The organism is Bacillus luti, from assembly GCF_001884105.1.
GTDB classification, from domain to species: Bacteria; Bacillota; Bacilli; order Bacillales; family Bacillaceae_G; genus Bacillus_A; species Bacillus_A luti.
On sequence record NZ_MACI01000074.1, the window covers coordinates 1 to 21,402 of the forward strand.

Consider the following 21,402-nt stretch of genomic DNA (forward strand, 5'->3'; position numbering starts at 1 on the left):
GTCTTACTGCCCATTAAAGCGGGATAAATTATCATTTTTATTCAACAACTGTTTCCACCTCTTTAAGTTCTACAATTCAATATGCAATATTGCATATTATATATGTTTACTCTTTAAAAATGCGATAATTTATTTATAATAATTTATAAAATTAATATTGAAAGGAGAATATTACATGTCTTTCTATTCTTGGTCTCCTCTTATTTTCTTAATAGTTGTTGCAATTATCATTTCTATTCAAAAGGCTAAGAAACAATAATTTATTATGTGGAGGTGTAATAATGTCATTTGCAGCATGGAGTGCAATTTTTATGACTTTAATCGGTGCAATATCTGGAGCAGTCTTTGGTACAATCTCCTCTAGAAATAAGAAAAAAACTATCAACTAAAAAACTCATAATAAAGATCAATACAAAAAAGTAGCCTATAAAGTTTTATAGGCTACTTTTCATTTCATCCATATTATTTAGCTAATTCTTTCGTACCCTTCATTACATCAACGAAGAATCCCCAATTATTCACAACAGAAGAAATACTAATATGTTCATCTGGTGTATGAACGTTAAAAATGTCTGGACCAAATGAAATCGCATCTAATTCAGGCATCTTTTGAACGAATGCACTACATTCGATACCTGCATGTACAGCGAAGATTTCAATCTCTTTATTGTATTTTTCTTGATGCACTTTTTCAAACAAGTTACGAATTTGTGAATTTGGATTGTATGGCCATTCTGGATACTCTGACTCTATTTCAAATGTTGCACCAACTAACTCGGCAATACATTTAATTTCATCTGCAACATGTTGTTTTAAACTACTTACAGAACTTCTCACTTCGTTACGTAATTTAATTTCATCTTGCAACGTTTCAATAACGCCTAAATTTGTTGAGCTTTCTACTAAACCTTTAATATCCAAGCTCATACTTTGAATACCGTTCGGAATTAAGAATAATGATGAAATAAGTTGCTTTTGTGTCTCTTTAGCAAATACTTTTTCTACTTTCTCATCCAATTTTGTAAGTGTAACATGAACATCTGGATCAACAGCACGCATTTCTTCTTGTAATACTCTTGTCCATGATTCTAGTTTTTCTTCTACTTTCTCTACATCTTCCGTACGTAATACAATAGTAGCTACACTTTCACGCGGAATTGCATTTGTTTTTAATCCACCGTGAACCTCACTTATACCAAATTGGATATTTGCTGATAAATCTCGTAATACTCGTCCTAATACTTTGTTCGCATTACCGCGTTGTTTATCAATTTCCATACCAGAATGTCCGCCTTTTAAACCACCAACATATAGACGGTATGCATCCGTATTCGCTGGCGCTTCATCCCATATTACTGGAATTGTTTCTACAGCTTTCGCACCACCTGCGCTACTTACAAGTAATTTATGATCTTCTTCAGAATCGATATTAATAAAAATCTTTCCTTCAAAGTGATTTGCATTAACAGCGAAAGCCCCGCCCATTGTCGTTTCTTCTTCAGTAGTAATAACTACTTCAAGTGCTGGATGTGAAATGTTTGATGCATCTAATAAAGCCATTGCATACGCAACTGCAATACCATTATCAGCACCTAAAGTCGTTTGATTTGCATATAACATGTCCCCAATGATTCGTAATTCAATTGGATCTTTTTCAAAATCATGTACGGTTGCTTGATTTTTTTCACATACCATATCCATATGGCCTTGAATGATAATAGCTGGTACATTTTCATAGCCAGTAGTTGCGTCTTTTTTTATAATGACATTCATTGCTTCATCTTGAATCACTTCTAAGTTACGCTCTTTTGCAAAACCAACTAAATAATCACTAATTTCCTTTTCATTACCAGATCCTCTAGGAATCTTTGAAATTTCTGCAAAATGATAAAATACAGGGTGCTTTGTTAATTGTTCTAAAGTAGAATACATTTTTAAGCTCCTCTCAAAATGAAAAAATAATATGTAAGTCTTTAATCATTATACCATGATTCATTATTTTACCTTTCTTTTAACTTTTTAATATATTGTTCATTTTATGGACAATACCCTTACAACATTGTCATGGTGTTGTAATCTATATCGATTTTTCTCATTTCATAATAGCTGTATACTGTGTAAAGAAACAAATTGAAGGAGATAAAGAAAATGAAAAAGTTTTTATCAATTATTACACTATGTTTATTATTTTCTACTATTACTATTGGGTGTGAGCGAGCATCACTAAATCGAATTGGTAAAGATGTATATTACGTGCAGATAAAAGGAGAAGGGACGATTGAAAAAGTAGAAGGTAAAAACTTACGAAATTACACGTTGCCCGCATATGACGAAGACGGAGTAAAAAAACAAATTACATTTAGAAGTAAGAAAGCATCAAACGAACATAAATTAAATGAAAAGGCATTTTTATGTCTTTATGTAGATCAAGATGATAAGAGCAAAAATGAAATATCATCAATTGAAGTGAAGTCATATGAAGAGGTTCAAGAAGCTGACTTACCTGCAAAAGTAAAAGAAAAGTTAAATACTAAATAAAAAACAAAAGAAAATGCTCTATGCATTTTCTCTTGTTTTTTTCACTCGTATATATTTCGAACTATTACTATTCATCAGTTTCTCTAAACGATTTATATTTTCTGTTAATGCACCTTTTACAAGAGAGAAATCTGTATTTGGTTCTTCTTTTTTTTCTTTAAAAAACGAAGACTTTTGTACATTGACTTCAGCCATCTCTTCTCCCCCTTTTCAAAAAGATACAACCTTTTATTTATATTATATAGCAAATGTAGACAGCGTGTACACTTATGATTTTCTTTTTAATTCTTCTTCTAATTCTTCTACTTGCTGCAAAGTATCTCCTTTTATTAAAGAGAAGTCTGTTGTATCTTCGTTATCTTCTTTAAAAAAATCATTGTCATAATCTTTTACCACTACAATCACCTCTACATGCTAGTGTAGGAATGATTGTCCAATTTTATTCAACTTTGTTGGATTTTGTTTTTAATTTATGTATAGAAGAAAAGGACAGAAATAGATTCTGCCCTTATTTACTAAAATAACTATGATGTATTGTTAAATTATATACATTTTCAAAATCCCGATCTTGCAGGTTATTTTTCTTTCCATCAATAATAATGAAAACGTCACTTACTATTTTTGCTGGTATAATCCCGACATTTTCTACTTGCACCGCTTTCTGCTCATTCAATTGCTCGATATGTTCTAACGGAACGATAATACTAAATTGTGAGCGAATACCACGAAAGTTTGTATTTAATTCCTTCGCGGCTTCAAAAACAACAATTTTCGCACCAATCTTTTCCCCATATGAATCTAAAAATGCATTTAAGCTCTTTGTATATTCCTCTTCCGTATGCCATTCCATCGTACCAAATACTGATGGATTAACATTTTGAATAATTGTCGTGTATATTTCTCCTCTCGCTTTAGATGCAATTAATGATCGTTTTATTGATTGAACTGTCTTGCCAATATCGCTAAATTTCGCACCCCATATTTCTGAAATATTAGGTGTTAAAATGAACGCAATATCAACAAAAATAAACATTGCAGTAAACATCAAAAGATTTTTCCAGAGGGTTAAATCGATTCCTTTTATCATGAAATACACAGTGACAGATATTATAAACAAACCATACCAAGACTTTCTAAAACGCTGCTTTTTCTCCTCGTACAACTCCTCATTTTTCCAATAAAAGAAAACAAGGACTACAAAGACAATCGCTAAAACAAATAAGCCAATTCGAATGTTAGAGATCATTAATCACATCACCCTCCATTCAAAAACTACTCACGATATCATTACATGCACAAGCAGCTCTCTTTATGACAAAAGACGTGGACAAGCTTCTAAATTTAGCAATATCGCATATACATTAGAAGGTGCCACGTCTTTTACCCCGCTATTTGTGGGCAGTAAGACCCCCACCTGAAAATTTAGCAAAAGCATAGAAGTTAGGTAGGGGATCAACTGCCCATAAAAGCCCGATTGGTTCAACTAATAATCAATGGGGGATAACCCCCCCACTGATTAAAGTTTCACTTTATCATGAATCTACATTGTATATGTAGACAAGCATGCGTTTCAAATTTTCATGTTAAAAAGAAATATGTTTCGGAATTTCCCCTTCTGGTACTTCTCCGTCCATACTTAAGTAATAATGACGAATCGGACGTAAACCATCGTCTAATTCATAAACGAGTGGAATGCTCGTTGGAATATTTAATGAAACAACACCATCGCTTGAAAGGTTATCTAAGTATTTCACTAGCGAACGAATCGTATTACCGTGTGATGAAATAATTACCTTTTCACCACTTTTTAATGACGGTGCAATTTCTGAATGCCAATAATCAAGTACTCTTTTCTCCGTATCCACTAAACATTCAGTCAATGGAAACTCACCTTTTTTAAGTGCTTTATATTTTGGATCATTCATTTCATATCTAGGATCATTCTCAGTAAGAGCAGGTGGTCTTACATCAATACTTCTTCTCCAAATATGAACTTGCTCCTCACCATACTTTTTCGCAGTTTCATCTTTATTCAACCCTTGCAATGCACCGTAATGTCTTTCATTTAGCTTCCAAGATTTATGTACTGGTACCCAAGCAAGATCCATCTCATGAAGTACAATCCATAACGTCCGGATTGCTCGTTTTAATACAGATGTATAAGCTACATCAAAAGTATATCCATTTTTCTTTAATATCGCTCCTGCTTCTCTCGCTTCACTTAATCCATTCTCTGATAAATCTACATCTGTCCATCCTGTAAAGCGATTTTCAAGATTCCATAAACTTTGTCCGTGACGAATAAGTACAAGTTTTATCATAATAATTCCCCTCTCGGAAATGTGAATTTTATTGTTCCATTGCGTACACGTATAAAGTATCTAGTAATGTATCTTTTTATCCATTCACTCTATGACCAATCCATAGTTGCCAAATGTATGGATAAAATTTGTTCTTTTTCAAACTATAAAAACAGATATATTTCTTATTATTTTTGATCGATTACAACTTCTCGTTTTGATATCCAAGCATCAAAACCTGATCGACTATTTGCCATTTCATTCATAACTTGATGCCAATTTTCTTCACACGATTCACCAAATTTTGAAAAAATAGCACTCATCTGTTGTCTTTGAACATCGCTCAATTTTTTCTCTAAATCTACACCTATTTCTGTTAAAGATAACTGTTTCACACGGCGATCATGTGTAGCTTCTTTACTCTCAATTAAGCCCTTTTCCACAAGTTGTCGTAGTGGTCCGTGAAGAGCTTGTTTACTTATTTCTAGCAGTGATAATAACTCATTTACACTTATCCCTGGAAATCGTGCGATAAAAAATAAAATTCGGTGATGTACTCGTTGTATGCCATACTCTTTTATAATTTCATCTGGCTTTTCAGTAAATGTTTTATATGCAAAGTAAAATAATGCTAATGCTTCATTCATCTGTTCTTCTTTATGTTGTGTCATCTACTTTCCCCCTGTATGTAAATTATACCACAATCCAGTAATCAATATTTTAATCAACGCATTGGAACTTCTTTAATTTATTGAAATATACATTGCACAATTAGGAGATGATTCATTTGAAAACGCAATATACTGTAAGTACATATTTATTAGATCGACTAAGAGAATTAGGAATTGAGCATATTTTTGGTGTTCCTGGTGATTATAATTTGGCTTTTTTGGATGATGTACTCGCACATAAAAATATTGAATGGATTGGCAATTGTAACGAATTAAATGCGGCATATGCTGCTGATGGATATGCTCGTATAAAAGGAATCGCCGCTCTTATTACCACTTTCGGTGTTGGAGAGTTAAGCGCCATTAACGGCGTTGCTGGCTCATACGCAGAGAACGTACCTATTATAAAAATCACGGGGACACCACCAACAACAGTAATGGAAAATGGAGCACTCGTTCATCATACGTTAGGTGATGGAAAGTTCGATCATTTCTCCAATATGTATAGAGAAATCACAGTAGCACAATCAAAATTAACACCTGAGCATGCTGCTGAGGAAATTGACCGTGTGTTACGTGCATGTTGGCATGAGAAACGCCCTGTTCATATTCAATTACCGATTGATGTGTATAATAAACCAATTAATAAACCTACAGAACCAATTTTACATAAAACGATTTTAAGTAATATAGAAACGCTGGATAAAATGCTTCTACATGCAACTTCAAAAATTAATAGTGCCAAAAAACCTGTTATTTTAGCTGATTTTGAAGTGGCTCGTTTTCACACGGAAGAATATATGCATCAATTTGTAGAAAAAACTGGGTTTCCTATCGCAACATTAAGTATGGGGAAAGGAATATTCCCTGAAAAACACCCTCAATTTATAGGAATTTATACTGGTGATGTTAGTTCTCCCTACTTACGAAAAAGAATTGATGAATCTGACTGTATTATTAGTATTGGCGTAAAATTAACTGATACTATTACTGGAGGTTTCACACAGGGTTTTACGAAAGAACAAGTTATAGAAATCCATCCCTATACTGTGAAAATTATAGATAAAACATATGGACCCGTTGTAATGAAAGATGTTTTAGAACAATTAAGTGATTTAATCGAACATCGCATAGAGGAAACACTTGAAATTAAGCCCTTTACTTCAGAATCACTATCTATGACAGAAGAGTTCAATCCAAAAGCTCAAATGGTTACACAAAAACGTTTTTGGCAACAAATATACCATTTCTTACAAGAAAACGATGTTTTAATTGCAGAGCAAGGAACACCTTTCTTTGGTAGTTCCGCTATCCCTTTACCTAATAACACTACATATGTAGCACAACCATTATGGGGATCAATCGGTTATACATTACCCGCACTACTCGGTACACAGCTCGCTAATTTATCGCGGCGCAACATTTTAATAATTGGTGATGGTTCTTTCCAATTAACTGTTCAAGAGTTATCGACTATACTTCGGCAAAATTTAAAACCGATAATATTTTTAATCAATAACAATGGATATACTGTTGAACGTGCGATCCACGGCCAAAATCAATCGTATAATGACATACAAATGTGGGATTACACTGAACTAGCAAACGTATTCGGAACAGAAGAAAAAAGCCAAACATTTAAAGTAGAAAATGAAATAGAGTTAGTAGAAGCCTTAACTAAAATAAATTTTAATATGAATCGACTTATCTTTGTTGAAGTTGTAATTAGCCAAGGGGATCAGCCTGAATTGTTAGCTAAACTCGGTGAAAGATTCGGCAAGCAAAATTCTTAAAAAGAAAAAGCGTAACTATAAATAGGCTACGCTTTTTCTTTTTAAATTTTTATTCCGCAAGCGTTAACTGCCAAGACACACCATACTTATCATTTAACCAGCCAAACTTTTTACTAAACGGATAGGCACCTAAAGGCATAAGAATTGCTCCATCCTGCGCGAGCTTATGAAAGACAGTTTCAATTTCTTCTTCTGTCTCACAAGTTACATAAAGAGACATAGCTGGCGTAAATGTAAAATTATGATTTACATAACTGTCGATACACATGAATTCTTGGCCATTTAGCGTAAAAGTTGCATGAATGACAGAACCCTCTTTACCAGGTCCATTTTCATCATAGCGAGAGATACTTACAATTTCTGATTGATTGAATAGCGACGTGTAAAAATTCATCGCCTCCTCAGCTTTACCTTCAAACATTAAAAACGTAGTGATTTTTTGATTTGTGTTACTCATATAAAGACAGCCCCTTGTTATGTATTTATGCGAAACATACATCAGCCAACAAAAAACGAACGTATATTCTTATAAATATATTGTCTATAAAAACGAAAAGTTTGTCAATTATCTACTTATTTATTTCTTCTTAAATAATGCTGTCCAAAGAAATGATTCTCCAAACATAGTATTTGGTTGTTCAATCTGTTTCATTTTTCTAATTTCAATCACTTCAAATTCTTTAAATATCTCTTTTAATTTTTCTTCAGAATATGCAAGACCACCTTGTAGACTCCATCCTCTATATACGTCCCAATCTGTTAATTCTGAGCCATTTCTCTCATCTAAATCGCCTGCTGCAAAACATGTTACTCCAAAATAACCACCCGATTTCAATGAGTTTTTAATTAAATCCACATAATGTATCCTTCTATGTGGTGGAATATGATGTAAACAGCCCGAATCGTATACAAAATCAAAATCATTTTGACCCTTTAAATTAAAAATCGAATCACAAATAAAATCAATTTCTATTCCTTTTGCTAACGCTCTCTCTTTCGCCCAATTAATGCCCTCTATAGATAAATCTACTGCTGTTACATCAAACCCTTCATTTGCTAGATAAATTGCATTTCTACCCGGACCACATCCAAGTTCTAGTACTTTTCCTTTTGAAACCCGCTTTTTTTGTATATACGAAACTAGGTTCTCATCTGGAACATTTTCAAAAAACGGAACATCCTTTTCTCTATTCTTATAAAATTCATTCCAAAATGGTTCTGCCGGTCTTAATAATGAATCAAGCATTTCAATAATATCTTCTTGAATATGTAACGTTTCATTTTTCATTTGTATCCCTCCAAATTTAATAGTCAGAAAATTATTATATATTTTTTCGAACTTTCAAACAAAGAAAAAACTCCTAAAATAAATTGAATTTAAAATAAATATTCGGTCAATACTGAATGTAGGCTGTATGCCAACATTCATTTAAAGTAGTCTTCTCTGTATCTCCTTGTATTGAGCAGTTAGCTTTTGCTAGCTGCTCTTTTATTTCGTTCCTGCTCTTGCTTCTGGAAGAATTCTTTAACTGCATTTTCCCAATAAGTACACATATCTATTCCCCTTTTCTACAAAATGAAATTTTTATTTTGTTATACGCTTCACTTTTTCAATTAACGAAGATACGAGATTAAAATCACCTTTAAAGATGTTCCATTCAAAAAGCATTCCTTCATATCCTCAAATAATTCCTCAGCAGTTTCAATTCGTTCTATGTTCATTCTTCCTTTCTCCAAAATAACTATTTTATTAATAATCTTTAATGAGCTAATCCTTACAGTTTTGTAATACTAATGTCACTAAAATCAATTTTTTCACTATAAACTCTTTACTATAATTTCCCTTATACACAAACAAGAATTGTTAAGAAATAACTAAGAATTAATTAAGAGACTGTTAAGCCTCAGTTAAAAATTTTTTCACGTAATAAAGTTATAGACACAATATAAGGAGCGATTTAAAAATGGCTTTTTCTCAATTAAATATTGATGCTTTTCGAGCTATCAATGATTTAGGGAAGCAATATCCCTCTCTAAACTCAACTATGATATTTTTAGCAGAATATATGGTGTATTTTTTAGGTTTAATTATTATCGCTTATTGGTTTACTCAATCTAGACAAAACAAAATGGTGATTATTCAAGCAATGATTGCTTTCATAACTGCTGAAATTATTGGAAAATTAGCAGGGAAATTACACTTAAATTATCAACCATTTGCAGTTTTACCTAATGTTAATAAACTTGTCGATCATGCAGTTGATAATTCATTTCCTAGCGATCATACGATTCTATTTTTTTCAATTTGTTTTTCATTCTGGCTTGTTCATAAAAAGGCTAGATGGTTATGGCTTGTGCTTGCATTCTGCGTAGCTATTTCTCGTATTTGGGTAGGAGTTCATTATCCTTTCGATGTCATGACAGGAGCTCTAATAGGAATTATTTCAGCACTATTTTCGTATTGGTTAACACCACAAATTACATTCATCAAACAACTACTTAATCTTTACGAAAAAATAGAACAGCATGTACTACCATCTAAAAGCAATTCGAAAAACTTTTAATTAATCACAAAGCTAAAAAGATTACATATAATATCAAGTATTTTTTAATATTGTTGTGATCGAAGAGCGCTCCCTTAGATGCTCTTTAATTTTAAAATAATGATTTGATTAAGCCTTTTCACCTTTTAACCGGACAAGCATATATTATTATATGGAGGAATCCACTCATAAAAATCTACCATTCTTGTCAAAGAGCATGCTTATATGCGTGCTCTTTTTTATTATGTTTTCTTTCATTTCTAAATAACATTTTTAACTCTGTTCATACTATTTTTTCAACTTTAGGTTACAAACTATTTCTGTAAGCGTAGTGTTTCCTTTGTACAACAGGCAGGTAGTTTTATTCATAACAGTAGCTCTCTGCACTATCCACCACAAATTTCTATATATTGTATTGTACTTGTCCAAAACGTGAGGTTATTACTCACGCAATCTAAATGAAAAAAAGGAGTGAAAATATGCGCTCATCTAGTCGTAAGCTCACAAACTTTAATTGTGGCGTACAAGCCCCCAGTACTCTACCAGCTCTCGGTTTTGCTTTTAATGCTACTTCACCTCAATTTGCAACACTATTCACGCCACTACTACTACCTAGTACGGGCCCAAATCCAAACATTACTGTCCCTGTAATCAATGATACAATTAGTACAGGAACTGGTATTAGAATTCAAGTAGCTGGTATTTATCAAATCAGTTATACATTAACAATCAGCCTCGATAATGTTCCAGTAGCCCCGGAAGCAGCGCGCTTTTTCTTGACGCTAAACTCATCAACTAATATTATTGCAGGATCTGGAACCGCAGTCCGTTCTAATATCATTGGCACTGGTCAAGTAGATGTATCCAGCGGTGTCATTCTAATAAACTTAAACCCTGGTGATTTAATTCAAATTGTACCGGTTGAAGTAATTGGTACAGTAGATATTCGTTCTGCCGCTTTAACAGTTGCACAAATTCGTTAATAAAAACAATATGCTTGGCTAATTAACATTTAATATTCCTTATACACCCCAAAATATATGTTATAGATTTAACACACATTTATATCAAACAAGCATATTTTATTGTATGGTGACTATCTAGTCATACTAATCTAAAGCGTTCATAAGAGCACACTTATATGTGTGCTTTATTTTTCATGAAAATCAAGCTTTAATATAACTATTTTGTTTTACCTTATACTCATCGCTCTTTTGAACATTTACCTTTTTATTGTTATATTTGCTCATTGTTTTTCTATTTTGTTTTACTAATTAGCTTATTAATTTCACAAACCCCTTTTATTAAATACCCCATGTTTCTTCACCCCTTGAATATTTTTCAAATAAAAATACATACTATTTTCAAGCCGCCGTGTCCACGGCTAATACTTCTTTCTTTTGTTACAACAGAAGCAGGTAGGTTCTTCACTTATCTGCTTTCTCTGTATATTTTTTAAGAAATCGATAATAATACCAACAAGCTGTTTGAACTAGCAGCTTCACTCTTCTCATAATGGGGATGCAAATTATCACAATTAGCTAACTCATTGAACACACTGGCAGACAACCAAAATCGTTGTCTGCTTTTTGTATGAGATTTTTCGTTTTACATATACTACTTTTGAACCTGCAGACCACTACGAGCCATTTTGATGCTTGGGATTTCCCTTCCGGGGATAAGTATTTTTTACTTATCCCTTTTTTTGTATAGACACGTATATTTACGGGTAAAACTAATTACAAGCAGATTTTCTGTTTATGCGTAGTTCTAAACAAGATTACTTTTTCTCCTATTAAAGGACGGCAGGTACGACTGCTAGTCCTTTTTTCTTATTTCGTATACTATCCCTTCTGTTAACTTCACACTACATTACCTTCATCGTCATAGTAAGCAATTTCCCAATTAGGATGGCAGTGGTGCTTCTCGAGTTACTCATCGAACAAAACAAACATATTAGTTTTCCAGTTTCCAACGATCGTACCCCAATACGAGTTTAATCCTTCATAAACTTCTCTTGTTCCATTTCAATAATTGCGGAATGTGTAATAAAAATATTCGCTCGCTTCAATACCTTTTCTTTCAACAAAAGTGTTATGCCTAAATAGTAGACATAATAAGTTCCGTTCTCTTTTTGCTGCAGTATAACATTTTCGTACCATTTGGATGTGTTACGAATTTCTTTCACTCCATCGTCCAATTCTTCGTTTGCAAAAGATGTTTTCGTATCGTTATACCAATTGTTTTTTTTCATAATCCGTATCATCATCAGGGGGGTAGTACGAATTGCTTTCTCTCGATTTTTTCCGATTAAATATTGTTCATACGTAAGTTGCACTTGTTCTTGAATTGCGACATGGTAGTAATACCCTTGTTCTAGTGGTTTTGGACTATAAAACTTTCTTTATGATTTTTAAATACGGTGAATGAAATTTTTGTTTTTTCTTGCCATCACCCTTGTTCTATACAAACAAAAAAAGAGCCGCAATATTTTGCGACTCTTTTACAATTATAACTATTTAACGACCACGTCTTTGCTGACCTTGTTTTGTACTACTTTTCTTATTACTTGGCTTATTAAATGATCGGTTGTTTTCATTTCTCGAACTATTTCTTGAATCACTTCTTGAGCTATTTCTCGAATCACGTCTTGCATCACTTCTTGAACCTTCACGGCTATCTCTTTGACGATATTGACCTGATTTCTTTGGAGCCGGCTTTGGTACCGGTTTTCCATTTTCATCAACACGTTTTATCTTCGGTTGTTCGATTATTTCTCTTTTCAGTGGTGCACCAAGCGTTTTTTCAATTTCTTCTAAATGTTTTTCATCTTTCGCTGCAACGAATGTAATTGCAAGACCTGATCCACCTGCACGTCCTGTTCGGCCAATGCGGTGAATATAACTTTCTACATCTTCAGGGATATCAAAGTTAAATACGTGCGTTACACCATCTACATCAAGTCCACGAGCTGCTACATCCGTTGCGATTAAGTACTGAATTTTAGCTTCGCGGAAACTCTTCATAACTCTTTCACGTTTCGCTTGAGGTATATCACCATGAAGTTCAGCACAATTATAACCTAGTCCTTTTAAACTATCATAAAGCTTACTTGCTCTAACCTTTGTACGACAGAAAATAACTGCTAAAAATGGCTGATCACGATCCATAACAAAACGAAGTGCATCTGGCTTTGCACGATCTGTCGTCTCAATGACACGCTGCTCAATTGTATCTACCGTTACTTCTTCACTTTGTACTTGAATCATTTGCGGCTCATCCATATAACGCTTCGCCAATTTTTTAATATCTTTTGGCATCGTTGCTGAGAATAACATCGTTTGTTTACTACCAGGTGTCTCATCTAAAATATCCTCAATATCATATAAGAAACCGAAATAAAGCATTTGATCCGCTTCATCTAGTACAATCGTTGAAAGATTACTTAAATCAATTGTTTCACGTCGTATATGATCTAATAATCGTCCTGGTGTCGCAACAACAATATGTGTATTACCTTTTAACTTTCTCAATTGTTGTGCTACATCTTGTCCGCCATAAATCGCTAGGACATTAATATCTTCTCTTTGAACAAGCATTTTTTTAATTTCAGTTGTAATTTGCAGCGCTAGTTCTCTTGTTGGCGCAACAATTAAAGCCTGAACATCACTACATTCTGGATCGATTTTTTCTAAAATCGGTAACACGAATGCTAACGTTTTACCCGTTCCTGTTTTCGCCTGCCCAATAATATCTTTACCTGACATAATAACAGGAATTGCCTTCTCCTGAATCGGTGTTGCTTCTGTAATTCCATTTTCCCGTAATGTATGATTAAAAGTTTCACTAATTCCTAATTCTAAAAAGTTTTTCAAATAGACCACTTCTTTTCCTTATTTTTCACATTAGCTTTCATTGTACCATTTGTTTCGCCAAATATGAAAAATAAAAAAATTCTTATCTTCTTTTTTTATATTCATCGTGTACGAGATGAATAAATTCTATTTGTTTTTCCTCCGAATTTATTAATGCTGCCATGTTAGTAGAAGACAAAATGAACTTTTTAATTTTCCTATTACTCCAAATTTTAATGCGTCTATCCTGACTAGCACCTTTCGGAACATCAATGCATCCTTCGCAGTAGTTATCTAATAACACTGAAATTTCCACTCTTATTTGCCGTTTCTCCTGTTTATTCAATCCATCATCCCATATGAGATTGAAAGTCAGGTAGTACAACGAGATTGGCACACTACCAACCTGGTTTTATTGGTCTTCTTATTTTTCATCTATTTTTGTTTTCTAGCTCTTTTAGCTTCTTTACGCATTTTCTTTAACTCTTCAAAATCCATGAAATGATAAATCATCTTTCTATTCTTATGCCTTGTTTTATATCCAATAAGAAGAAGCGACAAATGGAGGAATTTATATTCGAACATTTTCTTTTTAATACTAAAGGTGTCGGTTTCTACACCTTTTACATTAATGACTTCCATATCACCGTTTGGCAAATAGATCATGAAGTCTGTTTTATATGTAATTGCATCAAATCGTTTGCCATTCTTTTTAAAACCAGGTTGTAGAACAAACGATGCTTGCAATTCGATCGCCTGTATTTCACCTGCACCCTGCTTTTCTTTTAACAACTCATAATATTTAGACTCGGCTTCTGAATCAAAGATACTACCATCTAGCTCAACTTTTTTATTGTTATATTTACTCATTGTTTTTCTCTTTTGCTTTACTGATTAACTGAGTGATTTCATAGACAGCATTTTGTACCCATTCCATTTCCCTTCAGTCCTTGAATATTTTTTCAAAACCAATACATACTATTTTCAAGCCGCTTAATCCACGGCTGGTACTTCTTTCTTTTGTTACAGTAGTAGGCAGGTTGGTTCTTCACTTATCTGCTTTCTCTGTATATTTTTTAAAATATCGAAAAGACTACTTACAAGCTGTTTGAACTAGCAGCTTCACTCTTCTTGTAATGGGACAGCAATTTATCACAATTGACTAACTCATTCCACTTACTGGCAGACAACCAAAATTGTTGTCTGCTTTTTGTATAGAGTTTTTCATTTTGCATATACTACTTTTGAGCCTGTTTACCAATGCAAGCCATTTTGGTGTTTTGAATTCCGACTAAGCTTTTTTGTTGCATAGATTATTACATCTTTGACAACACTGGTTAAAAGCGCGTTTTCTTGTTATTCGTAGTTCTATTCCAGAATAATTTTTCTCCTATTAAAGGACAGCAGGTACAACTGCTCGTCCTTTTTTACTCATATCGCATACTCTCCTTCTGATAGCTTCGAATCACATTCCCCTTATCATCGTAGTAAGCAATTTCCCAAAAAGGATGGCAGTTGTGCTTTTCAATTTCCCCATCGAACAAAACGAACAAATTAGTTTTCCAGTTTCCAACGATCGTACCCCACATGCCAGCTACGTTTACTCGCATACCCATGTAAGCACAGTGTAGGTTTCTCAAGTTTTGCATTTTCTTAAATGCTTGTTCTACGCTGTACATCCGCTTGATATCAAAAACACCTTCGTTCTCACACTTTACAAACTTCATGAATTCAACCATCGACATTGTTTTAAATTTCGTTCTGAACTGCTGCCAATACAGATAACTTGCTTTGCTTTCCGTTTCTGCAACTATCACTTTCTCGTTTGGCCAATGTTCGAAAATGGTAGTAAGTTTGAATTTGTAAAGGACAACCATCCTTTCACCTCCCCTTAATTCACAATCAACTTACGGAACAGTTCTTCGTTTCTTGTGTCTAGTGCATGATCGATGAGTTGGTATTTTATCAGTTTATCGATTTCATCATGATCTTCCCCTAATAAACTCATCTTCTCCCCTCCTATAACCTCTTTTAAAGTATAAAAGTTCCCCCATACATATATATTTCAATGTTACGGAAATATAGTTATAGGGTGATGAAATTGACCACTACATTCATAAAAATTTTTTGCTTATTTTTCTTACTTTATTTTCAATCCACCACAATTATAATGGCGAAATCTCAAACAGATGTAATCAGTGAATTCAAACATGCTTTACTCAAAAATGATAAAAAATTAATGCAGTCATATGTAACTGAAGGGATTGAACTACCTAATTTCCAAACAAATAAACCTATTCATGAAATTAAATTAGTACCATCTCCAAAAGAAGATACTACAATTCTTATTTCTTATTTTAAAGGCACTAATGATGAATTTACTATCGGTTTCATTTTAGAAATAGTAACAAAAAATAATAAAATATCTCAAATGAATCAAATTTATGATGGGAATCCACTTATGAAAGAAGCTACTATCGTAAAAGAATATGAAATGAAGTGTAAGGAACATATACTTACTCCTACAAAATTCCCGTTCGAAATTCACGAATTTCAAGGGTACATCTATAACGATTACTTAAACCTCCAATACTACAATGAAGATATTAATGGAATTTTTAAAATCACTGTTTCACCAGTTCAAAACAAATTAGGCTTCTATGTACTTAGGGGAGCTAAGTTCTACAGCTTAAAAAATAATATAAAAGCATTATATAATCCTCATTTTGATTCAGCATATGAGCTTATCTTTCAGCAGAATGGTTTTCAATATACAATTGCAATTGGTAACAAACGCTATATAAAAGGAAAATATAACGTAAAGGATTTAATTCAAATTGCAGAATCTATGAATTAAAAAACCGATCTTTTCGATATGGGAAAGATCGGTTTTTTATTATTTTATACAGTAAACTTTCCTCCATGATAGCAATAATACTGCGCTGCTTTAAGACTTTTAATCCTATTTAAAGACTGTTCCGCCCTTTCTATATCTAAACAAAAATTCGGATTAGCTATAACTAACTCTCGATTCTCTTGAACCGCTGCATCTCCTGTAATTACACAGTCTAAATTCGGAAAATATAATGAAATATGCCCCGAGGTATGTCCTGGCGTTTCCACTACTTGACATTCATTATTCAAAATCATTTGACCATCATGTACTTTTTCATCGACGGAAATATGTTTTATATTTTTTAACTGTTGTATAAACCATTTACCAAATTCTTTTTCTTCATTTGGCATACGTTCTAACATTTCTTCCGCTTGAACTAGTCTCTCCGATTTTATTTCACCATTAATGTAGTTAAATTCAATTTCACTAGCAATAATATTAATGTGAGGATATTTCACTTTGAAATCATATAAAGATCCTATATGATCGTCATCATAATGGGTAATAATTATATTTTTTAAGTTTTTCATCTCATATCCATGTTTTAATATTGCATTTTCAATTAAAGGTAAAAAACTTGGATATCCTGTATCGACTAACGTTAATTCATTATGTAATATAATTAAACTTGGATAAATACATTGTTTTTGCCCGTTAAATTCGAATTCAATTGGTAGTTCTATTATTTTCATTTTTCTTCCCCCATACCGCTTATAACATGCATAATAATAACTAAATCATACACATACATTTTACTATACATATCAACAAATAATTTGAATCCAAATATCCACTTAGTTCAAATTCATGTTTAATGCATAATTTCTATATACCAAAGAAAAAAGCATCCGTTATGGATACTTCCTTATCTTACCTGCTCAACTACATAAATCAAATTGGGTCTATCCGAAACCTGATATGTATAGTCTTCATTTTTATGCATATATGTTTCTATCCTATTTATCACTTCAAACATCCTGTCTGAATTCGCACTGAAACGAGATACTGAATCACATAAAACTATTGACCCTTTCTTATAAAAATTAATAATTTCATAAATATCTCGTTCTAAACAAACTTCCCCTACTTGCAAATCCTCTTTCGCTTCATAGTTATAAATCCCCATTCTCATCTTCCCCTCAAATTGTATTTTTTCTTACAACATCCCCTTGTTACATAAATAATACCACGATAAAATTCTAAAACTCAAACTCATCGGCTTCATTTGAGAAAATAAAAAGGCCATCACCGAAGTGACAACTTTCAAGAAGATGGGAGAAAAGAGAGGGAAAAATGGTTCAAAACAAATTAACACCTGAAATGCTAGATGAAGTGGCTAATCTTGCAATTAATACCAGAATTACATTAGGAGCTTATGAATCACCAGCGAGTAAAGGGGCTATTCAAGAATTACAAAAGTTCTCATCAATAGATGTACCATTAGATTATTTAGAAGTAATTCAATATTGTACGAATGCAGAGATTAATGTAAAAAATGAACTTTAATACGTATTACCACCAAACGTTACCTGCGTAGTCCCTTTACTTGGAACGAACACATACTATGTAACGGAACACTGTTCAAAATAATCCACATTATATTATTTTGAACAGGTATTCCCCTATTTTTATGGAAGTATATAATTAAGAAAAACAATAAAATTGATTAATCTCTCACTTCTTTGTCCATCCTTTTAAAAAATCTATGTTTTTGTAAAAGGAGTGTTTATATGGAGAAACAGACACTTTGGAAAAAGTTCAAAAAAAGCTCTGTAAACCTCGGTAAATCCAGCGTATATGAGAGTATTATTTTATTCTATACAATGAAAAAGAAAGAATTACCTACTAAAGCGAAATTCATAATATTAGCCGCTTTATCTTATTACGTATTAACAATCGATTTCATTCCAGATATAGCTGCTATTATTGGGATTGGCTTATTAGATGATGTTTTAGCAATTGCTATAGCGCATAAATATGTTATGCGCCATGCCGATGCTAAAATTAGAGAAAAGAGTAAATTGAAAATGGAGTCATTATTTACTTCCACACAAGCATAATAAAAAAAGAGCTAAGATAATTTCTCTTAGCTCTTCTTTCATAAAATTAATGTTTATAAATACTATTTCACTTCATTAGCGACAAAAAAGTGCTCACATACACTTGATATGCGCTGTAAGTCTACGTTCCCACCAGATATAACAGCTACTACTTTTTTTCCTTTTATATAACTATCAACTTTTCTTGCAAGAAGTGCAGCAGTAGCTAGTGCGCCTGCACCTTCTACAACAGCTTTCCCGCGTTGTAATAAGTCTTTCATCGCTACTTCCAGCTCTTTTTCTGATACTGTTACAATATCATCTACTAATTCTTTTACAACTTCAAAAGTTAAATTTCCTGGTATTTTAACCGCACAACCATCTGCTATAGTCGGCGCTTCATAATGTTCTACAATCGTACCTTTGTCATAAGATGCTTTCATTCCATGAACATTATCTGCTTGGACACCAATTATATTAATGGATGGATTAAAAGATTTTAATGCAACAGCAATACCAGAAATAATTCCACCTCCGCCAATTGGTACAATGACAGTATCAACATCCCACATATCATCAAGAATATCTAATCCTATTGTACCTTGACCAGCCATTACTTCTACATCGTCATATGGATGTAAGTATGTTTCACCTGTTTCCTTAATAATCTCTTCACATTTTGCTTTCGCATCATCAAAGGTTTCACCATGTAAAACTACTTCAGATCCATATCCTTTAGTTGCATCAACTTTCGCCTGAGGTGCAGAAATCGGCATAACAATTTTACTCTTAATACCAAGTAAATGAGCAGATAAAGCAATTCCTTGCGCATGATTACCTGCTGAACATGCAATAACTCCTCTTTCTTTTTCTTCGTCTGTAAGCTGTGACATTTTATTAAATGCGCCACGGAATTTAAAAGAACCCGTTAATTGCATATTTTCTAATTTCAAGTGAATTTCTCCGCCCGTTTTACTAGTCAAATAAAAAGATTTTACTAATGGCGTTTTACGGGCATTTCTGTCTAAAATGTTTTGAGCTTTTTTAATGTCTGCTATATGTAATGGTAGTTTTTTAGTTATCATATTAACACCTCTTCTAATGTTCTATTCCTAAGTTTTCGTAAGTCGCAGCTCCTTTATACGAAACCATCTATGTTAAAGACAATTCTTTATATAAGAACCCAGCTCTGTAATATACACATTTGCAAACAATTCAACATCCTCTTCATATCACGTTCTTTATAATGATTCAGGCATGCAATTTGGATCCAATTATTCTTTTGTAAATACGCTGATTCATAATGGACAATATATCCTTGTAACGCTAACGCATCTCCTACTGCTTTAGAAGAGAGACCTTCGCTTAATACAATAGTAAGTATAATTGGCGCAGCATGTTCTTTAAGTGAAACAAGTTTTAATCCTATACTCGTAATAGCTTCTTCCATAAAATCATATGTCTCTTTAATTTTTACAAATGCTTTTTCATCTTCAAATCTCTTCAACGCTTCTTGCAAAGCATAAATTAAATTCCACGAATGAGAATATGGAATGCTTTCATTTTCTTCGTACATACCAATGTCCATATAGGCCGGTAATGTCTCGTTTACTTTGACATTGTGATTATGAAAAACGAAAGATACTCCAGTAAACGATTTAATTGCCTTTCCACTAACACCGCTTGCAAAATACACAGCCTTTAAATCTATCGGTATTGCTCCAATCGAACTAATACAATCTACACATAGTTTCATTTGATGCGTGTTACAAAGAGCATTTAGCTCTTCTAAATTATTTAACATTCCAGTTGATGTTTCATGGTGAACGAACCAAAGCCATTCATAATTTCCAGTTGCCACTATTTTTTCTAATTCTGTATAAATAAACGGTTCTCCCATTTCTTTTTTATACATATCAAAATGTAATTGCGCGCGTTTTGCGTGTCCAACTAATCTATTACCAAATTCCCCATTTGTTAATACTAGTCCTTTTCCTTTTAAAGAACGTAATTGTAAAGCAATTGCATCATTCGCTAATGTCCCTGTTCCTAACATTATTTGTACACGCTTTGCTTTTGTCATCTGAAGTAATCGTTTCTTTACATTACCTATCGTCACTTGAAATGACTTAGAACGATGAGAAATAGGTTTCGTAGCAAAAGCCTTTTGAATATGCTCTTCAATATCTACTGGGCCAGGTAAAAACGTATATTCTTTCATCATAATGCTTCCCACACTAGATTGTTCAAACATAGCAGGTGTTACATACATGGGCTGAAAAGCAGCTTCTTCTGTACCTACTAACGTATGGAAAGGTTTGAATCCCATTTGTTCATATAAAGGTAGTTCGCGTGTTGTAGCAGAAATGAGTGCCAATTCATATCCATTTAGAAGCAGATAACGATGTAGAAAACGAATTAATCCTAACAGCGCTCTCCCATTTCGATATTCACGTTCTACTGAAAGTAAACGAATTTCATATACATTTTCTCCATATTCTTGCAAATAAAAATCTAGATTTGAAATTTTATAATCTAACGAGAATGGTCGTTTTCCTCGCAATGCAACCATACCTACTAACGTATCATTATCTAAACAAATTAAATATGTATTTTCTTCATGAAAACGATCAATACGAAGACGCTCTTTCGTTTCTTCATGTTGCGGAATTTCTTCTACAAATGTTTTATAATTCAATTTATGTATACTTTCAAATTCCCAAGCTTGATCAGCCACTTTATAAATTAACCCCATGTTTTGTCTCCTT

Annotated in this window: 22 protein-coding genes and 2 pseudogenes; 7 read left to right on the top strand and 17 right to left on the bottom strand. The window is 33.0% G+C overall.

The features are described 5' to 3' along the window. Positions 1 to 462: 462 nt before the first annotated feature. Positions 463 to 1,932: a beta-Ala-His dipeptidase gene (pepD, locus tag BAQ48_RS18020; protein WP_071712218.1), complete on the bottom strand. Its 1,470-nt coding sequence runs from the start codon at positions 1,930 to 1,932 to the stop codon at positions 463 to 465. Between the two features lie 216 nt (positions 1,933 to 2,148). Between pepD and BAQ48_RS18025 the strand changes: the two genes are divergently transcribed. After that, positions 2,149 to 2,538 (top strand): YxeA family protein, encoded by a 390-nt coding sequence (locus BAQ48_RS18025; RefSeq protein WP_071712219.1) that lies wholly within the window; start codon positions 2,149 to 2,151, stop codon positions 2,536 to 2,538. A gap of 18 nt (positions 2,539 to 2,556) precedes the next feature. On the opposite strand, the gene spoIISB is transcribed toward BAQ48_RS18025, so the two are convergent. The 5 genes from spoIISB to BAQ48_RS18050 all read right to left on the bottom strand — a co-directional run bounded on the left by spoIISB (position 2,557) and on the right by BAQ48_RS18050 (position 5,509). Next, the gene (spoIISB, locus tag BAQ48_RS27990; protein ID WP_071712220.1) at positions 2,557 to 2,733 is read right to left on the bottom strand and encodes a stage II sporulation protein SB; all 177 of its coding nucleotides are present in this window, start codon (positions 2,731 to 2,733) and stop codon (positions 2,557 to 2,559) included. Between the two features lie 72 nt (positions 2,734 to 2,805). Then, a complete protein-coding gene (locus BAQ48_RS18035) occupies positions 2,806 to 2,934 on the bottom strand; it encodes a hypothetical protein (RefSeq protein WP_000237818.1) in 129 nt (42 codons plus the stop codon). Between the two features lie 112 nt (positions 2,935 to 3,046). Continuing rightward, positions 3,047 to 3,784 carry a type II toxin-antitoxin system SpoIISA family toxin gene (locus BAQ48_RS18040; protein WP_071712221.1) on the bottom strand — a complete coding sequence of 246 codons (738 nt, stop codon included), beginning with the start codon at positions 3,782 to 3,784 and terminating at the stop codon, positions 3,047 to 3,049. A gap of 337 nt (positions 3,785 to 4,121) precedes the next feature. Continuing rightward, positions 4,122 to 4,859 carry a 2,3-diphosphoglycerate-dependent phosphoglycerate mutase gene (gene gpmA, locus BAQ48_RS18045; RefSeq protein ID WP_071712222.1) on the bottom strand — a complete coding sequence of 246 codons (738 nt, stop codon included), beginning with the start codon at positions 4,857 to 4,859 and terminating at the stop codon, positions 4,122 to 4,124. 167 nt (positions 4,860 to 5,026) lie between these two features. Beyond that, the gene (locus tag BAQ48_RS18050; protein ID WP_071712223.1) at positions 5,027 to 5,509 is read right to left on the bottom strand and encodes a MarR family winged helix-turn-helix transcriptional regulator; all 483 of its coding nucleotides are present in this window, start codon (positions 5,507 to 5,509) and stop codon (positions 5,027 to 5,029) included. A 107-nt stretch (positions 5,510 to 5,616) separates the two neighbouring features. Here BAQ48_RS18050 and BAQ48_RS18055 point away from each other — a divergent pair, with 107 nt between their 5' ends. After that, positions 5,617 to 7,302, top strand: coding sequence for an alpha-keto acid decarboxylase family protein (locus BAQ48_RS18055; protein WP_084064833.1), 1,686 nt, complete (start codon positions 5,617 to 5,619; stop codon positions 7,300 to 7,302). A gap of 49 nt (positions 7,303 to 7,351) precedes the next feature. On the opposite strand, the gene BAQ48_RS18060 is transcribed toward BAQ48_RS18055, so the two are convergent. Then, a complete protein-coding gene (locus BAQ48_RS18060) occupies positions 7,352 to 7,759 on the bottom strand; it encodes a VOC family protein (protein ID WP_071712225.1) in 408 nt (135 codons plus the stop codon). A gap of 120 nt (positions 7,760 to 7,879) precedes the next feature. Continuing rightward, the gene (locus tag BAQ48_RS18065; RefSeq protein WP_071712226.1) at positions 7,880 to 8,590 is read right to left on the bottom strand and encodes a class I SAM-dependent methyltransferase; all 711 of its coding nucleotides are present in this window, start codon (positions 8,588 to 8,590) and stop codon (positions 7,880 to 7,882) included. A 676-nt stretch (positions 8,591 to 9,266) separates the two neighbouring features. Between BAQ48_RS18065 and BAQ48_RS18070 the strand changes: the two genes are divergently transcribed. After that, positions 9,267 to 9,866, top strand: a complete 600-nt coding sequence (locus BAQ48_RS18070; protein WP_071712227.1) for an undecaprenyl-diphosphatase — start codon at positions 9,267 to 9,269, stop codon at positions 9,864 to 9,866. Between the two features lie 458 nt (positions 9,867 to 10,324). Further along, positions 10,325 to 10,828 carry an exosporium protein ExsF gene (exsF, locus tag BAQ48_RS18075; protein ID WP_071712228.1) on the top strand — a complete coding sequence of 168 codons (504 nt, stop codon included), beginning with the start codon at positions 10,325 to 10,327 and terminating at the stop codon, positions 10,826 to 10,828. A 1,013-nt stretch (positions 10,829 to 11,841) separates the two neighbouring features. Here exsF and BAQ48_RS27660 read toward each other — a convergent pair. From BAQ48_RS27660 to BAQ48_RS18110, 5 genes and pseudogenes are all read right to left on the bottom strand, one after another. Then, positions 11,842 to 12,099 (bottom strand): hypothetical protein, encoded by a 258-nt coding sequence (locus BAQ48_RS27660; RefSeq protein ID WP_242660470.1) that lies wholly within the window; start codon positions 12,097 to 12,099, stop codon positions 11,842 to 11,844. A 265-nt stretch (positions 12,100 to 12,364) separates the two neighbouring features. Beyond that, entirely contained in the window at positions 12,365 to 13,729 is a 1,365-nt protein-coding gene (locus BAQ48_RS18090; RefSeq protein WP_071712229.1) for a DEAD/DEAH box helicase, read from the bottom strand. 405 nt (positions 13,730 to 14,134) lie between these two features. Further along, positions 14,135 to 14,569 carry a DUF1064 domain-containing protein gene (locus BAQ48_RS18100; protein ID WP_071712231.1) on the bottom strand — a complete coding sequence of 145 codons (435 nt, stop codon included), beginning with the start codon at positions 14,567 to 14,569 and terminating at the stop codon, positions 14,135 to 14,137. A gap of 557 nt (positions 14,570 to 15,126) precedes the next feature. Continuing rightward, a complete protein-coding gene (locus BAQ48_RS18105) occupies positions 15,127 to 15,576 on the bottom strand; it encodes an MFS transporter (RefSeq protein WP_071712232.1) in 450 nt (149 codons plus the stop codon). Between the two features lie 14 nt (positions 15,577 to 15,590). After that, positions 15,591 to 15,695 (bottom strand): annotated as a pseudogene (locus tag BAQ48_RS18110) (IDEAL domain-containing protein); the annotation flags it as partial. A 72-nt stretch (positions 15,696 to 15,767) separates the two neighbouring features. Here BAQ48_RS18110 and BAQ48_RS18115 point away from each other — a divergent pair. Beyond that, the gene (locus BAQ48_RS18115) at positions 15,768 to 16,556 is read left to right on the top strand and encodes a hypothetical protein (RefSeq protein WP_071712233.1); all 789 of its coding nucleotides are present in this window, start codon (positions 15,768 to 15,770) and stop codon (positions 16,554 to 16,556) included. Positions 16,557 to 16,600: 44 nt separating this feature from the next. Here the strand turns inward: BAQ48_RS18115 and BAQ48_RS18120 are convergent, their stop codons facing one another. Both BAQ48_RS18120 and BAQ48_RS18125 read right to left on the bottom strand, forming a co-directional pair. Beyond that, the gene (locus BAQ48_RS18120; protein WP_071712234.1) at positions 16,601 to 17,287 is read right to left on the bottom strand and encodes an MBL fold metallo-hydrolase; all 687 of its coding nucleotides are present in this window, start codon (positions 17,285 to 17,287) and stop codon (positions 16,601 to 16,603) included. A 173-nt stretch (positions 17,288 to 17,460) separates the two neighbouring features. Continuing rightward, positions 17,461 to 17,721: a hypothetical protein gene (locus tag BAQ48_RS18125; protein WP_071712235.1), complete on the bottom strand. Its 261-nt coding sequence runs from the start codon at positions 17,719 to 17,721 to the stop codon at positions 17,461 to 17,463. A gap of 194 nt (positions 17,722 to 17,915) precedes the next feature. On the opposite strand from BAQ48_RS18125, the pseudogene BAQ48_RS27665 reads away from it, so the two are divergent. Then, a pseudogene (locus tag BAQ48_RS27665) lies at positions 17,916 to 18,098 on the top strand (hypothetical protein); the annotation flags it as partial. Positions 18,099 to 18,325: 227 nt separating this feature from the next. Beyond that, positions 18,326 to 18,655, top strand: coding sequence for a YkvA family protein (locus tag BAQ48_RS18135; RefSeq protein ID WP_071712236.1), 330 nt, complete (start codon positions 18,326 to 18,328; stop codon positions 18,653 to 18,655). A gap of 62 nt (positions 18,656 to 18,717) precedes the next feature. Here the strand turns inward: BAQ48_RS18135 and tdcB are convergent, their stop codons facing one another. After that, the gene (tdcB, locus tag BAQ48_RS18140; protein ID WP_071712237.1) at positions 18,718 to 19,719 is read right to left on the bottom strand and encodes a bifunctional threonine ammonia-lyase/L-serine ammonia-lyase TdcB; all 1,002 of its coding nucleotides are present in this window, start codon (positions 19,717 to 19,719) and stop codon (positions 18,718 to 18,720) included. An 86-nt stretch (positions 19,720 to 19,805) separates the two neighbouring features. Then, positions 19,806 to 21,389, bottom strand: a complete 1,584-nt coding sequence (locus BAQ48_RS18145; RefSeq protein ID WP_071712238.1) for an aminotransferase class V-fold PLP-dependent enzyme — start codon at positions 21,387 to 21,389, stop codon at positions 19,806 to 19,808. Between the last annotated feature and the right edge of the window lie 13 nt (positions 21,390 to 21,402).

Bases quoted from the DNA above. Each gene is read 5' to 3' on its own strand.
- BAQ48_RS27660 (WP_242660470.1), bottom strand. From the start codon at position 12,099: ATGAAAAAAAACAATTGGTATAACGATACGAAAACATCTTTTGCAAAC.
- gpmA (WP_071712222.1), bottom strand. From the start codon at position 4,859: ATGATAAAACTTGTACTTATTCGTCACGGACAAAGTTTATGGAATCTT.
- BAQ48_RS18070 (WP_071712227.1), top strand. From the start codon at position 9,267: ATGGCTTTTTCTCAATTAAATATTGATGCTTTTCGAGCTATCAATGAT.
- BAQ48_RS18115 (WP_071712233.1), top strand. From the start codon at position 15,768: ATGTTACGGAAATATAGTTATAGGGTGATGAAATTGACCACTACATTC.
- BAQ48_RS18055 (WP_084064833.1), top strand. From the start codon at position 5,617: ATGATTCATTTGAAAACGCAATATACTGTAAGTACATATTTATTAGAT.
- BAQ48_RS18040 (WP_071712221.1), bottom strand. From the start codon at position 3,784: ATGATCTCTAACATTCGAATTGGCTTATTTGTTTTAGCGATTGTCTTT.
- exsF (WP_071712228.1), top strand. From the start codon at position 10,325: ATGCGCTCATCTAGTCGTAAGCTCACAAACTTTAATTGTGGCGTACAA.
- BAQ48_RS18050 (WP_071712223.1), bottom strand. From the start codon at position 5,509: ATGACACAACATAAAGAAGAACAGATGAATGAAGCATTAGCATTATTT.
- BAQ48_RS18025 (WP_071712219.1), top strand. From the start codon at position 2,149: ATGAAAAAGTTTTTATCAATTATTACACTATGTTTATTATTTTCTACT.
- BAQ48_RS18060 (WP_071712225.1), bottom strand. From the start codon at position 7,759: ATGAGTAACACAAATCAAAAAATCACTACGTTTTTAATGTTTGAAGGT.
- BAQ48_RS18105 (WP_071712232.1), bottom strand. From the start codon at position 15,576: ATGGTTGTCCTTTACAAATTCAAACTTACTACCATTTTCGAACATTGG.
- BAQ48_RS18120 (WP_071712234.1), bottom strand. From the start codon at position 17,287: ATGAAAATAATAGAACTACCAATTGAATTCGAATTTAACGGGCAAAAA.
- BAQ48_RS18065 (WP_071712226.1), bottom strand. From the start codon at position 8,590: ATGAAAAATGAAACGTTACATATTCAAGAAGATATTATTGAAATGCTT.
- BAQ48_RS18100 (WP_071712231.1), bottom strand. From the start codon at position 14,569: ATGAGTAAATATAACAATAAAAAAGTTGAGCTAGATGGTAGTATCTTT.
- pepD (WP_071712218.1), bottom strand. From the start codon at position 1,932: ATGTATTCTACTTTAGAACAATTAACAAAGCACCCTGTATTTTATCAT.
- BAQ48_RS18135 (WP_071712236.1), top strand. From the start codon at position 18,326: ATGGAGAAACAGACACTTTGGAAAAAGTTCAAAAAAAGCTCTGTAAAC.
- BAQ48_RS18145 (WP_071712238.1), bottom strand. From the start codon at position 21,389: ATGGGGTTAATTTATAAAGTGGCTGATCAAGCTTGGGAATTTGAAAGT.
- spoIISB (WP_071712220.1), bottom strand. From the start codon at position 2,733: ATGGCTGAAGTCAATGTACAAAAGTCTTCGTTTTTTAAAGAAAAAAAA.
- BAQ48_RS18125 (WP_071712235.1), bottom strand. From the start codon at position 17,721: ATGGGGATTTATAACTATGAAGCGAAAGAGGATTTGCAAGTAGGGGAA.
- tdcB (WP_071712237.1), bottom strand. From the start codon at position 19,719: ATGATAACTAAAAAACTACCATTACATATAGCAGACATTAAAAAAGCT.